This window comes from Pseudoalteromonas sp. 0303 (genome assembly GCF_013349995.1).
Lineage (GTDB): Bacteria > Pseudomonadota > Gammaproteobacteria > Enterobacterales > Alteromonadaceae > Pseudoalteromonas.
On record NZ_JABVXF010000015.1, the window covers coordinates 20,010 to 33,307 of the forward strand.

The window sequence follows — 13,298 nt, forward strand, 5'->3', positions numbered from 1 at the left end:
AATGTCTGCTTTAATGGCCGCTAACATTATGCAAAAAATGCCACAAGGTTTTAAAAAGTTTATCAGCATCAATTGGTTTAGTTAAATAACCATTCATACCACTGGCTAAACCTTTCTTAAGATCATTATCGTGGGCATTTGCCGATAAGCCAATAATCGGTAAATCGGTGATCAGTAACTCGTTGCGAATAACCTTAGTCGCTTGTAAGCCATCCATATTCGGCATTTGAATATCCATGAGTACAAGGTCATAGCTTTTTTCACTGATCATCTTAATAGCCTCGTGGCCATCTTTAGCGATATCAGGTTGGCAACCTTTAGTTTTTAAAATCGAACTCGCCACATGTTGATTCAATGGGTTATCTTCAACCAATAAAATTGCATCATTGGCAAATGAAACAGCAGTCACATCAATATCAGCTAACTCATCATCACTATGAATCACCTCTTCAAGAGGAGACTCAAATGGCAGCGAAATTGTAAACGTTGAACCTTGCCCCTCAGTGCTAGTTAGGCTTATCTCGCCTCCCATCATAACAATGAGTTTTTGACAAATGCTTAAGCCTAAACCTGTGCCACCAAAACGACGAGAGGTTGAGCTATCGGCTTGTGAAAATGGTTTAAACAGGCGCTGCTGAGCCTCTTTACTGATGCCGATGCCTGTATCAATAACACTAAAGTAAGTAAATTCACCCTGCTGCCAAATACGTAATGTAATCGTGCCTTCTTGAGTGAACTTCACCGCATTGTTTAACAAATTCAACAATACTTGTTTTAAACGAATTGGGTCGGTGTGGATCAGTAAGTGTTCAGAAGCATCAAGCTCAACTCTAAATTCTAAAGAGCGTGAGTTAAGCTCAAACTGCAATAAGTTAGTCAGCTCACTAACCAACGCATTCACATCAATAGGCTCTTGATGTAGCTCCAATCGCCCAGCTTCTATTTTAGAAAAATCTAAAACATCATTGATTACCCGTAATAATACATTCAGTGCACCATCGGCTTGATCAATATAACCACGGGCTTGTTGCCAGTCAGGCTCTTGCATTGCTAAATAATGCAAACCCTTAATACCATTAATAGGCGTGCGTATTTCATGGCTCATATTCGCCAAGAACTCACTTTTAATTTGGCCGGCTTTATCGGCTTTTAATTTTTCTTCGCGAAGGCTTTGAGTTTGCTTTGCCACTTGCTGACGAATTTGAATATTAGTACCAGTTACAGAAATCAAAAAGGTGATCAATAACCAAACAAACAGCATACCGACTATTTGCGCCAACCAATAAGGCAACCATGACGACTGTGCAACTGACTCCCATAATTTTACCTGCCAAACGCGCTCACCAATAATAAAGTTGAAGCTCGCAATAGCTGTTGTACCTACACGGTGTGGACTGTAAATTTCGACAGGATTACTGCCGTCAGTAACATCATAGAAGCTGGCATCTATATCAGTGTTCTGATTAAAATTAAGTGTTTGTGCTAACACTTCTAAATTGACCACGGCGACAACATAACCTCTAAACCCGACCTGATGATTAATGTCTGAGTAAACAGGATTAAAGAATAAAACGCCCTTTTCGTTTCCATCACCTTGCATCAGGGTAATAGGCTCACTGACGGTGACATTTTTAATTAACCGAGAGTCTGTTAATGCTTGTTTGCGTAACTCGTTTGAGGCTAAGTCAAAACCCTGCGCGGTTTCGTTCCCTGCTAATGGGTGAATATATTGCACCGGAAAATAAACCGTTCGCTGACTCACTGGCTGCCACTGCCCTGCGGCATTTTTTTCTTTCACGTAATAGTCAGCGCCGAGTTCATCACGCAGTAAATTTTGATAATTATTTAGTTGTGAGTGAATAACCTTAGGCGCCCACTCAAGGGCAAGAATTTCTTCGCTGTATTGTAGTTGCCTTGATGTGAAGCGTTTAAATTCATTCAAATCAACCATATCGCTACTAGCAAAAAAGGTCGCTAATAAAGATAAGTGCGACTTAATTTCATCGACTTTATGTTCAAGGTTCGTGTGAATAGCACTGACTTTAGCTTGCTGGCGCTGAAAGTCTTTGTCTTTTTTTACACTGGCTGCTCCATAAAAGCTGACACAAATAACCACGTAAATTAATAGCGACGGCACAATGATTTGCAGCCGTTGGCGAGTATGGTGGTAACTAAATGCCGCTAAAATTAATGGCGTAAATATCAGTACCCCAATGCTATCGCCAATCCACCATGCGATAAAATTATTAAGCGCCGCATAACTCGGAATAACATTGTTAATGACCAGTAAGCCGGTGCCAATTGATGCAGCAATCAAGCTACACAAAGGGCCGCCAATCATTAAACCAAGCATACTTTGCTTTAATGATGATAATTCAATCGGGCGTTTAACGACATGAATGATAATGTAATAGGCAAGCCAAGCTTGGAATGTAGATGCAGTTGTTACGCCAATTGCCTGCAGCATCATTTGCCAGTGAAAAATATCAGTGGCTTTATCAAGGTGAATAAGGTTTACAAAGAATGCCCCTAGCAGAACCCCTGGCAAGACACGATTTCTAAGTAGCAAGATACTGGCAAGCGCAATACCTGAAGGCGGCCATGCTGCAACCGCATAGCCATCAATCGCCAGCAATGAATTACTTAAGTACCCTGTAAGAAAGTAAGCAAGTGCAATGCTTATTGTCAGTGTAAATAAGTTCTTCAAGCCATCGCTCCTTTGCTGGCTGGAGTAAAATTATTGATAGAGTACCAATGCTTTTTCTGGTTGGGCACTCTTACTGTAGCTTAGCACCGCTTGCTGCAAATAAGCATGGCGATTATCTGCATTAAGCGCTTTATCAAACACTCGCGCGGCTAAGTCGTATTCACCGTGAGCATTAGCTAAACATGCTAGGGCTAGTAATAAGTCTGTATTTTCGGTGTCTTTTTTTAATACATCCTGCAAACTTGATTGCAGCTTGAGTGCATCGCCAGCGCTACTAGTACGTAAAATACGTGCTAAATCTTTATGCTGTAGCGGTTTTTTGATCATTTTAATTAAGCTTAGCTCAATTTTGTTTAACTCACCTGCCTTCGCCATCGCCGTTAAATAGCTTACCTCTGCGTGTGGCTTCAAGTTTTTGGCTAATTGCTCATAACGCTCAGTTAAATCCCCGTTTGACTGGGCTGCAAAGTAAAGGTCAAACAGTTGTTGCCATTCTTGCTCTGAAAGTACTTTTTTGCGTAATAAACGTGGCATAAAGTCATTAAGTGCCGCCCACTTTTGCTCTTGCACTAAAACATGGGCATACATTTTAAGCTCTAAACGAGAGGCTTTTTTACGTTCAGCTAACGCTTTAAGGTCAGCAAAAATAGTGCTGGTTTCGCCGCTAGCAATCCATAAATTAGCCACTTTTAGCTGCTTATCTTGGCTTATTTTATCAAGATAGCTAATTGCTTTTTCATTTTCATTATTCGCCAGTGCCGCTTTAGCTAGAAGCGCAAAACGTATATCGCTCCACTTTTCTGCAACACTGTTGTTATCAAGTGCAAGCTCAAGCTCCGTATAATCGTTATTTATTAAGCTCCATACACCTTGCTCAATAGCCGCTTGTTTACGCTCTTCACTGCGAGCAAAAAAGCGATGACGAGTGTGGCTATACAAAGACCATAAATAACGACTCAATTTATAAAGCACGTATATTGCAGTTAGTGCTAACAGTAAGAGTGCAGTAACGCCCCAAATAGTGCCTTCAATGGTTGTTTTATTAAAGGCAATTAGCACATAACCCTTTTGATCAATAAAAAAGGGGGCAATTCCCAAGCAGACGGCTATCGCAATAATAATTAATAAAAAGCGGATCATTGCGCCCACTCCTTCACCTGCTCAGTACTTTGCAGTGACACTTTTGGGCTAAAATCGAGTTGCTCTTTAGAAAGCTCAGCAAGACTTTTTAAGGCCGCTTTTGTTTGTGCATCATCTTGCTTAAAGTAATCTTTTACCAAGCTATGTGCAGCATCAACAGCACTAAAATACACACTGCTTTGTTTACTTAATACAGCGTCTTGCGCTTGAGCTAAGTATAAACTTAGGCGTTGCTTTACTAGGTGACGCTCTTGCTCACTTAAAAATGGTGCGATAACCACATCTTCACGTGTGCGCACTTCTACAAAGAAGTCTTTAAACTGCTGCCACGACTTCGCAAGGTTTTGACGCCACTCGCTAACATTTTCACTTAGTTGATTTGGGTCTTCTTTGACGACTTCTTCAGGTAGAGAAATAGCATTAAATACCAATTCATCAACTTTTTGATTAATGCCATGCAGTTTTAAATAAATTGCTTCAACAGCTACAGGTTCTATAGCATGCAAGGTTTGCAAATCTTGGTGAATTGCTTGGCGAATAGCTCCAGTGCCAGGGTGCTCTGCAAGCAAGCTATCTAAGCGAGATAACACAGCAGCAGCACCTTGATAATCGTGCTCTGCCCACAATTTAAACTCGGCCATACGCTGCAGGCTTGTGACTTCTTGCGGATTAAGCGTGAAAGTTTGCTGCTCGGCACGTTTTAAAGCCGCTTGTAATTGCTGCTGCGTTTGCTCAGCACTTTCATTTAGCGCCTCAGTGACTTTTTGTTCACTGTTATAAAGCGAGTGCTGCATTGTTTGTTGTGCACTTTTTAATGCATCAATTTGCTGCTGTAAACGTTGATTTTCATCTGTCAGCTCAGTCAATGCCACAGCCGATTGCTGATCGCTATTTAATTTTAGATAAAACTCATAGCCAACTGCACCAGCCACTAAAAGTGAAATAAGTAACGCTAAGCTACCTGTTTTGCTGATGCCTTTTTTAGCTTGTACGGGCGCTTTCGCCCCAGTGTTTGCCGTTTGCGCTTTTTTCTCTGGCTGTGCAGTCACTGACTTTGCGGGTTGTTTTGATTCTGCTTCACTCATTTTGCTACCTTGCTGATTAATGCAGGTAAACATAGCGCCATCGCTCGCCCCTGCAGCAATATGTATCTGTGTTCTTGCGACATTTTGTTGCTTTAAATAGTCAGCGATACGCTCACTAGCAACGAAAAATTGTCGCTCTTTCAACCATGCAAGCTGAGACTCATTTAAGCCATTAAAAATGGCATCCACCGCTGCATTACTGGTAATGACTATACCTTCTACATCAATTGTTTGCCAGTGGTCCATCCACTTGCTCGGTTCGCTCTCAATTGCGCTCCGCTTGTAAACAACCAACTGATTTAATAAAGCACCACGTTGTTTTAAGGTTTTTGCTATGGTCGTGCGCCCACCTTCACCTTTCACTAAAACGATGTTACTTAGTTCAACATCTTGTAGTGTTTTTAATTCAAGCAGACCTTCTGAATCATGCTGTTTGGGCACTGCGGCTCGTCGCCCAAAGGCTTCATAAACCGCATCAGCCGTTTGCTGACCGACCGCATAAAGTTGCGCTGCTTTGTTGATGGTTGGTGTGAGTTTTAATAAGGCATGCACGGCATCTTGCGAGATAAAAATGATTTTATCGGCATTTTCTAGCGGCGCGAGCTCACTACTATTTACTGTGAGGTAATCTAAGGTAAGGACTGGACACAGGGTTGTTTGATAACCCGCCTGCTGAAGCTCAAGAGCAAGCTCAGTGCCTTTTCCTTCTGGACGAGTTATCAAAATATGCATATTAAGCGTCTCTATATACTTCAGCTAAAATTTTATCAGCACCTTGCTCAAGTAACTTTTCAGCAAGTGTAATACCTAACAGCTCTGCGTCAGCCACTGGACCTGTCACTTCATCACGCAGCATTTGGCTGCCATCAATAGCGCCCACTAAACCACGTAAATGCACTTGCTCACCATCAACCAATGCAAATGCACCAATTGGCACTTGGCAACCACCTTCTAAACGGCGATTCATAGCACGCTCAGCATTAACACGAATACGTGTTTCATTATGTTCGAGTGGCGCTAACAGTGCTTTTGTCACTTCATCATCAATACGGCACTCAATACCCACAGCACCTTGACCATTTGCAGGTAATGATACCTCTGGCTCGATAAAAGCTGTAATACGCTCAGGCATTTCTAAACGAATTAGACCCGCTGCAGCTAGGATGATTGCATCATATTGACCATCATCTAGTTTTGCTAAACGAGTATTAACATTACCGCGTAAATCACGAATGTCTAAATCTGGGCGAGCTTCGCGAATTTGGCATTGGCGGCGTAAGCTTGATGTACCAACAATAGCGCCTTGTGGTAACTCATCTAAGCTTTTGTAGTTGTTTGATACAAACGCATCGCGCGGGTCTTCACGCTCACAAATTGTGTGTAACGCTAACCCTTCAGGAAACTCAACAGGCACATCTTTCATTGAATGCACCGCGATATCTGCACGACCATCAAGCATGGCTTGCTCAAGCTCTTTTACGAATAAGCCTTTACCACCAATCTTGGCCAATGGTGTATCAAGGATAATATCGCCTTGCGTCGACATAGGAACCAACTCTACCGTTACATCGTCGTGGAAGTGCTCTAGTTGAGCTTTTACAAATTCAGCCTGCCATAAAGCAAGTGCACTTTTACGGGTAGCGATACGAACTAGTTTTGTTGTCTGTGTCATGAAAAATCCAATTAATTATCAGGCTGATACTAAATATTACTCAGCTAAAATTCTAAATTCTTTTTGGGCCAGTAAGTTGCCATCTGCGTCAATAACTTCAACACGCCAATCACCTAGTTGTTCTGGCATAATGTTTTTCGTTGAATAAGTACGAAAACGTGGACTACTTACGGCCAATTCAATCGAAGCAAGCTGTTGACCTTGGTAATACCATTGGTGACGAACAGTTTGCCCTTGCAAATTTCTAAGCTCGCTAAAAAAGCTCAGGCTATTGCTTATTTGCGCTAATTTTACATCGTTTTTTAAAACGTTTACTGGTTCTCGATCAACAACATCGGTTGTTAATACCGCGCGGCTTACTTTATCTGTGTCTATTTTAGCGCCAATTGCGACACTGGCAATATGTGCTGACTGCGAAAACTGCTGCTGAGCATCAGGATCTGCAGCAATCTCTACTTGCTGTTCAGTTTGTGGTACTTCTTCACCATCAAGGGTGACAGCTGGTGTTTCAGGTTGTTGCTCATCAACAACCTGCTCACTGTCGATCTCATTCTCTACTGTTGTAACGTCAGGTTCTACAATGTTTGAACTCACAACCTCTGCTTCAGCAGTTTCAGTGTTATCAGCCTCCGGTGTTTGCTCATTCATTGACGAAGCATCGACTTCTTTTGGCTCTTCTTGCTCAGCGTCATTTGAAGGAGCTTGTAATTCAGCATTTGTAAACTCTGCTTGCGGTTCATCTTGCGGTGATTGTTCAGCATTTACAGCACCAATAAAGCTATACACTAAAATAGCCAATGCTACTAAGATAACACTGCTAACCATAAAAATGCGTCGCCAATGCCATTGGTAAGTCACTGCTGTAGGAGTTGAACCTGCCGATTCAACGGCATTCATATTTGCTGTAATTACAAGTTTCTTTGTCATGTTGGCCTCTAAAACCAAAAATTAACTCAAGCGAGCAATTAACCACTCACGAATAGCCATTAACTCTTCACCACAAACTTGGTGCGCCATCGGATAGTCTTGCCAGCTTACTTCCATGTTATTAGCGCTAAGCACGTCAAATGCTTGTCTGCCTGCGCTATGCGGTACCACATCGTCAAATCGACCATGTGCCATAAAAATATTTAACCCCTGCTGCTTGGCTTCATCGGCTAATTTTGCAGGCACACACATGTAGGTTGAAAGTGCCATTACACCCGCTAATTTATAATCTAGACGTGGCGCTAAGTGCAGCGATACCACACCCCCTTGCGAAAAACCGGCAAGAATAATTTTGTTAGCAGCAATTCCTTTTGCAATTTCTTGGTCAATAATTGCAGCCACTTTTGCAGCAGATTCACGCACTCCTTGCTCATCAGCACGCTTATCTAAATCCATTGATTTAATGTCGTACCAAGAGCGCATCGCCATGCCACCATTTAAGGTGACCGGTTGTACTGGCGCATGTGGAAACACAAAACGCACGCCAAGCTCTTGTGGTAAAGCAAGTTGCGGTGCAACTGGGGCAAAACCATCACCAGAATCACCTAAACCATGTAGCCAGATAACCGTTGCTTTGTGATCGCCTTGCGCTGGATATTCAACAAACTCTAAACTCATAGTTCAGAACGCCATTCAATTGTTTGACCTGCTTGGCGAGTTGCCGCATCACACATAAATTGCCAAAACTCTGCACCCGAGCGGTTATCAATCCACTTATCGTCGCGTAGTTCAAAATGGTGACCATTAAATTTAGTCGCTACCCAAACTTGGTGTAATGGTGCTTGCTTGTTGATCACAATTTTACTGCGATCAGGAAAGATGATTTCTAAAATACCTGACGCTGATTCATAGTCTAAATCGGCATCACATTCATCGATTTGCTCTTCAATAGTTAGCATTAATGCATCGGCTAGTGTGTGGTATTCATGATCAGTCATTTTAATGTCCTTTAACTGGCTTTAAGCCTAGATCTGGGGGCAGATTGTGTACATCAAGTGTAACAGGAATAAATTCATCCGCGAATAGCTGCATTTTTTAAATATTCTGTTACTCTGCGATTATAAAGCCAGCAACCGTATTAATCTAATGAAAGAGACTCATAGCCAAAAATTAAAAACCATTTTACCTCTAAGCGCCCTTCTACTAACCCTAGCAGGTTGCGGACAAAGTGGTGCTCTTTATCTGCCAGATGATACTAAGCCGCCTGCAAAGTCTCAGCCGCAAGCTGATCCATCCGAACAACCAGAGCAAAAACAGGACCAATAGATGGACTTTTTTAACTACAATAATAATCAGCTGTTCGCTGAAGACATCGCTGTCAAAGAGCTTGCCGAACAATATGGTACGCCTTGTTATATCTATTCACGCAAAACCTTTGAACGTCATTATCTAGCTTTTGCAGACGCTGCTAAGTCACATAAAAGCTTGGTGTGCTATGCCGTAAAAGCCAACTCAAATATTGCCGTACTGAATATTTTAGCGCGACTTGGGTCAGGTTTTGATATCGTTTCAAAAGGTGAGCTTGCGCGCGTTATTCAAGCAGGCGGAGACGCAAATAAGGTTGTATTTTCTGGCGTTGCAAAAACCGCTGATGAAATTGCCTATGCACTTGAATTGGGGATCAAGTGTTTTAACGTTGAGTCAGTGGCTGAGCTTGAGCGAATTTCAAAAGTGGCAACGGATCTTAACTTGGTGGCACCGATTTCGATTCGGGTAAACCCAGATATAGATGCAAAAACGCACCCTTATATCTCAACCGGTTTGAAAGAGAATAAATTTGGTATTGATATTCAAACTGCGGTAACTGTGTATCAACATGCAGCATCATTACCCGGTTTAAAAATTACCGGTGTAGATTGCCACATCGGTTCGCAGCTAACGGAAATAAAACCTTTCTTAGCAGCACTTGAAAAAGTACTGACTCTTATCGAAGAGTTAAAAGCGGTTGGCATCAAGCTAACTCACCTAGATATCGGTGGTGGTCTTGGCGTGCCTTATAATGGCGAAACGCCTCCTCACCCAAGCGAGTATGTTGATAAAATTACCGCTCGATTAGCAGACTACCAAGATTTAGAACTTATTTTTGAACCTGGTCGTGCGATTGCAGCCAATGCAGGTATTTTAGTTACTAAAGTTGAGTTTATTAAACAAAACCAAGACAAGTTCTTTGCTATTGTTGATGCAGGCATGAACGACATGTTGCGTCCATCGCTGTATCAAGCTTGGCAAAGTATTGTACCAGTTGAGCCTCGCGCAGATGATACGCCTACTTACAACTACGACATTGTCGGCCCTGTCTGTGAAACCGGCGACTTTTTAGGTAAAGACCGTGAGCTTGCACTTCAAGCCGGTGACCTTTTAGCGCAGCGCAGCGCTGGCGCGTATGGTTTTACCATGAGCTCAAACTACAACTCACGCCCTCGTGTTGCAGAGATTATGGTGGATGGTCAGCAGAGCCATTTAATTCGCCAACGCGAAACCTTAGAAAGCCTTTGGCAAGGTGAGAAAATTTTACCATAAACGTTTTTATAACCGGGCAGCTCTGTGGCATGATTAGCTCAGAGCAAACCCGAATTAGAGCGTTATGTTAGTTAATTTTTCAAAAATGCACGGCCTAGGTAATGACTTTGTCGTTATTGATAACATTACTCAAAATGTTTTTTTATCACGTGATCAAATAAAGAAGCTGGCAGATCGCCATTTCGGCATTGGCTTCGATCAACTGCTTATGGTTGAAGCCCCTTACTCTCCTGATCTCGATTTTCATTATCGAATTTTCAATGCCGATGGTAACGAAGTTGAACAATGCGGCAACGGCGCGCGCTGTTTCGCTCGCTTTGTACGTATGAAAGGCCTGACCAATAAGCATAAAATATCGGTTTCAACAAAATCTGGTAACCTCACGCTTTATATAGAGAAAGATGGCCAAGTAACGGTAAATATGGGCCACCCCAGTTTTGAACCGAACAAAATCCCATTAAAAGCCAGCAAGCGTGAGTTGACCTATATTCTTCGTACGGAAGAACACACTGTATTTAGTGGCGCAGTGTCGATGGGTAACCCACATTGCGTGTTAGAAGTTGATGACATTCATACCGCAGAAGTCGCCACCTTAGGCCCACTCCTTGAAAATCATGAACGCTTTCCACAACGCGCAAATGTTGGCTTTATGCAGGTAATTTCGCAAGATCACATTAAACTAAGAGTGTGGGAACGTGGCGTTAGTGAAACCTTAGCCTGTGGTACAGGTGCCTGTGCTGCGGTCGTGGTTGGTCAAATTCAGAGTAAACTTGCGACTACCGTACAAGTTGACTTACCCGGCGGCAGTTTACAAGTGCGTTGGCAAGGCGAAGGCCACCCTGTACGAATGACAGGCCCTGCTGAGCATGTTTTTGATGGACAAGTGGCACTATGAGCAAACTAACAGAACAACAAATTGCTGAATATTTAAAAGCACACCCTGATTTTTTTATTAAAAACCCTGATGTGCTCGCCGAAGCTGAACTACAACAGCAAACGGCGGGAACAACCTCTTTGGTACATATCCAACAGCGCCAATTACGCGAACACAATACGTTATTAAAAAATAAGATTGATCAGCTCGTTGAACAAGCAAAAGAAAACGAGTTAATTTACCGCTTATTTAGCGACTGTCATCGTCAGTTATGGACTAACTACGACTTTACGACACTGGCTAGCAATTTGCGCAATATTATTTGCACTAATCCATCCATTAACGAATGCCACTTAGTTAAGTACGATAAAAAGTTTGATGAATTAATTGCTCACCGCCTGCAAAACGACGGCATTTACTTGGGTCGAGTAAGCCAACAAGAAAGAGACTTACTGTTTTCAGACACGACTCAATCGACAGCTTTATATTTAATTGGTAACACGAAACACCCTGTGGCAATTTTGGCGTTTGGTAGTGATGACGTAAACCACTTCGAACCGGCAAAAGACAGCTTTTTTGTCCTTGAGTTTGTGCGCTCATTGCAACTGCGCTTATTGGAACTCGCATGAGCGATGTGACGACGCCAAACATTGATGAATTAAGTGATGCTTGGCGTACACCCATCCAACTTTTTGCAGATTACTTACGCTACGAAAAACAATACTCAGCGCACACAGTAAACCAATACACGAGCCAGCTAGGATTTGCAGCTTTGTACTTTAGTAAGCTATGTGAAGACTGGTTTGCTGTTCAAGGTGAGCATATTCGCCGTTACAGCATGCAAATGCGCAGCAAACAATTGAGTGGTCGCACAATCAGTTTAAAACTGAGTTGTATTCGCAGTTTATATAAATTTTTAAAAGCCAAAAATATAGCCAGTCAGGCACATTATCACAATCCAGCAGAAGCCATTAAAGGTCCGAAGTTTTCCAAACCTTTACCCAAAAATTTGGACGTTGATCAAATGGCTAAGCTACTAGAACTGCCCGATGATGAGCCTTTAGCTATTCGTGACAAAGCCATGATGGAATTAATGTACTCATCGGGTCTGCGTATTAGCGAGTTAGTTGGTGCTAACATACAAGATATAAACCCGACTGAAGGCGAAATTTTAGTCCGTGGTAAAGGTAACAAAGAACGTTTATTACCTGTAGGCAGCAAAGCGCTCAGTGCATTAAAAGCATGGCTGAAAATTCGCCCTCAATTTGCACATCCTGATGAAATAGCCGTGTTTGTTAGCAGCCAAAAAAAGCGAATTTCCGTACGCCAAGTTCGCCTTCGCATGCAAGAGTGGGGTATTAAGCAAGGGATCAGCTCGCAAGTGCATCCGCATAAATTACGCCACTCATTTGCGTCACATATCTTAGAATCATCTGGGGATCTGCGTGCCGTACAAGAACTGTTAGGACACAGTAGTTTGTCTGCAACGCAAGTTTATACACATTTAGATTTTCAGCATTTAGCTAAAGTGTACGATAATACCCATCCACGCGCTAAAAAGCGCTCAACATCAGAGTAAACCCTTGTCATTATGATCCGATTTAACCGTGCCCTATCGCCAGTTTCAGTTTTAAGTTTTGATTTAGACGACACACTTTACAACAACCATCCGATCATAAAATCAGCCTTACAAGCACAAGCTGATTACCTCGAAGCGCTAGACCAATGGCCAGCCGATAGCATGAGCTACTGGTTAACATGCCGCGATAATGCCTTAAAACATGATGCAACTTTAATTGATGATGTTACGCGCTGGCGACAAGCTGCATTACACTATGCCATGACCGATCTGGGTTTTTCAGCAGAGCAAGCTCAGTTGCATGCCGAAAATGCTTATCAGGCATTCGCTGATGCCCGCAGTCAAATAACCGTGACTGATGAAGTGCTTGAATTACTTGCTAACCTCAGTAAACACTACCGCCTCATCGCCATCACCAATGGTAATGTCGAAGTAGAAAAGTTTAACCTTAATGGCGTGTTTGAGTTAGTTTTACAAGCTGGCCCACATGGAAAAGCGAAGCCGCATAGCGCCTTATTTGATAGCGCAGCCAAACACTTAAAGGTGCCTCACAAGGAAATTTTGCACATTGGCGATAGCCTAGATACTGATGTGCAAGGCGCCAATAATGCCGGCTGCCAAAGTGTTTGGCTAAATAACCAAGCAACGCAATATCGTTATCAAGGATTAGCTGATATTGAAATAAACAATATCATGTCGCTCAATCATTTAGTTAAAAAGTAACGACTTTCAAA

General features: G+C 42.4%; 13 protein-coding genes. 6 read left to right on the plus strand and 7 right to left on the minus strand.

The genetic code is table 11. The features are described 5' to 3' along the window. Positions 1-10: 10 nt before the first annotated feature. The 7 genes from HUS62_RS11405 to cyaY are packed head-to-tail and all read right to left on the minus strand — an operon-like array spanning position 11 to position 8,529. On the minus strand, positions 11-2,707 hold the full coding sequence (locus HUS62_RS11405) for a CHASE domain-containing protein (protein ID WP_175079607.1): 2,697 nt from the start codon (positions 2,705-2,707) through the stop codon (positions 11-13). Positions 2,708-2,737: 30 nt separating this feature from the next. Next, positions 2,738-3,847, minus strand: a complete 1,110-nt coding sequence (locus HUS62_RS11410; RefSeq protein ID WP_175079608.1) for a heme biosynthesis HemY N-terminal domain-containing protein — start codon at positions 3,845-3,847, stop codon at positions 2,738-2,740. After that, on the minus strand, positions 3,844-5,664 hold the full coding sequence (locus tag HUS62_RS11415; RefSeq protein ID WP_175079609.1) for a uroporphyrinogen-III synthase: 1,821 nt from the start codon (positions 5,662-5,664) through the stop codon (positions 3,844-3,846). The genes HUS62_RS11410 and HUS62_RS11415 overlap by 4 nt, the downstream gene beginning before the upstream one ends. A gap of 1 nt (position 5,665) precedes the next feature. Continuing rightward, positions 5,666-6,604, minus strand: coding sequence for a hydroxymethylbilane synthase (hemC, locus tag HUS62_RS11420; RefSeq protein ID WP_175079610.1), 939 nt, complete (start codon positions 6,602-6,604; stop codon positions 5,666-5,668). A gap of 36 nt (positions 6,605-6,640) precedes the next feature. Continuing rightward, positions 6,641-7,531, minus strand: coding sequence for a DUF2914 domain-containing protein (locus tag HUS62_RS11425; RefSeq protein ID WP_175079611.1), 891 nt, complete (start codon positions 7,529-7,531; stop codon positions 6,641-6,643). 21 nt (positions 7,532-7,552) lie between these two features. Further along, positions 7,553-8,209, minus strand: a complete 657-nt coding sequence (locus tag HUS62_RS11430) for an alpha/beta hydrolase (RefSeq protein WP_175079612.1) — start codon at positions 8,207-8,209, stop codon at positions 7,553-7,555. Next, positions 8,206-8,529 carry an iron donor protein CyaY gene (cyaY, locus tag HUS62_RS11435; protein ID WP_054554661.1) on the minus strand — a complete coding sequence of 108 codons (324 nt, stop codon included), beginning with the start codon at positions 8,527-8,529 and terminating at the stop codon, positions 8,206-8,208. The genes HUS62_RS11430 and cyaY overlap by 4 nt, the downstream gene beginning before the upstream one ends. Positions 8,530-8,677: 148 nt before the next feature. Between cyaY and HUS62_RS11440 the strand changes: the two genes are divergently transcribed. The 6 genes from HUS62_RS11440 to HUS62_RS11465 all read left to right on the plus strand — a co-directional run bounded on the left by HUS62_RS11440 (position 8,678) and on the right by HUS62_RS11465 (position 13,287). Beyond that, a complete protein-coding gene (locus tag HUS62_RS11440; RefSeq protein ID WP_054554660.1) occupies positions 8,678-8,857 on the plus strand; it encodes an LPS translocon maturation chaperone LptM in 180 nt (59 codons plus the stop codon). Continuing rightward, positions 8,858-10,111 carry a diaminopimelate decarboxylase gene (gene lysA, locus HUS62_RS11445; RefSeq protein WP_175079613.1) on the plus strand — a complete coding sequence of 418 codons (1,254 nt, stop codon included), beginning with the start codon at positions 8,858-8,860 and terminating at the stop codon, positions 10,109-10,111. Positions 10,112-10,175: 64 nt separating this feature from the next. After that, on the plus strand, positions 10,176-11,006 hold the full coding sequence (gene dapF, locus HUS62_RS11450) for a diaminopimelate epimerase (RefSeq protein WP_175079614.1): 831 nt from the start codon (positions 10,176-10,178) through the stop codon (positions 11,004-11,006). Next, complete coding sequence (locus HUS62_RS11455) at positions 11,003-11,614, plus strand: DUF484 family protein (protein WP_175079615.1); 612 nt, start codon at positions 11,003-11,005, stop codon at positions 11,612-11,614. The genes dapF and HUS62_RS11455 overlap by 4 nt, the downstream gene beginning before the upstream one ends. Next, a complete protein-coding gene (locus tag HUS62_RS11460) occupies positions 11,611-12,564 on the plus strand; it encodes a tyrosine recombinase XerC (protein WP_175079616.1) in 954 nt (317 codons plus the stop codon). Before HUS62_RS11455 ends, HUS62_RS11460 begins: the two co-directional genes overlap by 4 nt. 12 nt (positions 12,565-12,576) lie before the next feature. Then, positions 12,577-13,287 (plus strand): HAD-IA family hydrolase, encoded by a 711-nt coding sequence (locus tag HUS62_RS11465; RefSeq protein ID WP_175079617.1) that lies wholly within the window; start codon positions 12,577-12,579, stop codon positions 13,285-13,287. Positions 13,288-13,298 lie beyond the last annotated feature (11 nt).

What these genes read in the sequence shown, in the direction of transcription:
- hemC (WP_175079610.1), bottom strand. Translation starts at nt 6,604, where the DNA reads ATGACACAGACAACAAAACTAGTTCGTATCGCTACCCGTAAAAGTGCA.
- dapF (WP_175079614.1), top strand. Translation starts at nt 10,176, where the DNA reads ATGTTAGTTAATTTTTCAAAAATGCACGGCCTAGGTAATGACTTTGTC.
- HUS62_RS11410 (WP_175079608.1), bottom strand. Translation starts at nt 3,847, where the DNA reads ATGATCCGCTTTTTATTAATTATTATTGCGATAGCCGTCTGCTTGGGA.
- HUS62_RS11415 (WP_175079609.1), bottom strand. Translation starts at nt 5,664, where the DNA reads ATGCATATTTTGATAACTCGTCCAGAAGGAAAAGGCACTGAGCTTGCT.
- HUS62_RS11425 (WP_175079611.1), bottom strand. Translation starts at nt 7,531, where the DNA reads ATGACAAAGAAACTTGTAATTACAGCAAATATGAATGCCGTTGAATCG.
- HUS62_RS11440 (WP_054554660.1), top strand. Translation starts at nt 8,678, where the DNA reads ATGAAAGAGACTCATAGCCAAAAATTAAAAACCATTTTACCTCTAAGC.
- cyaY (WP_054554661.1), bottom strand. Translation starts at nt 8,529, where the DNA reads ATGACTGATCATGAATACCACACACTAGCCGATGCATTAATGCTAACT.
- HUS62_RS11430 (WP_175079612.1), bottom strand. Translation starts at nt 8,209, where the DNA reads ATGAGTTTAGAGTTTGTTGAATATCCAGCGCAAGGCGATCACAAAGCA.
- HUS62_RS11465 (WP_175079617.1), top strand. Translation starts at nt 12,577, where the DNA reads ATGATCCGATTTAACCGTGCCCTATCGCCAGTTTCAGTTTTAAGTTTT.
- HUS62_RS11460 (WP_175079616.1), top strand. Translation starts at nt 11,611, where the DNA reads ATGAGCGATGTGACGACGCCAAACATTGATGAATTAAGTGATGCTTGG.
- HUS62_RS11455 (WP_175079615.1), top strand. Translation starts at nt 11,003, where the DNA reads ATGAGCAAACTAACAGAACAACAAATTGCTGAATATTTAAAAGCACAC.
- lysA (WP_175079613.1), top strand. Translation starts at nt 8,858, where the DNA reads ATGGACTTTTTTAACTACAATAATAATCAGCTGTTCGCTGAAGACATC.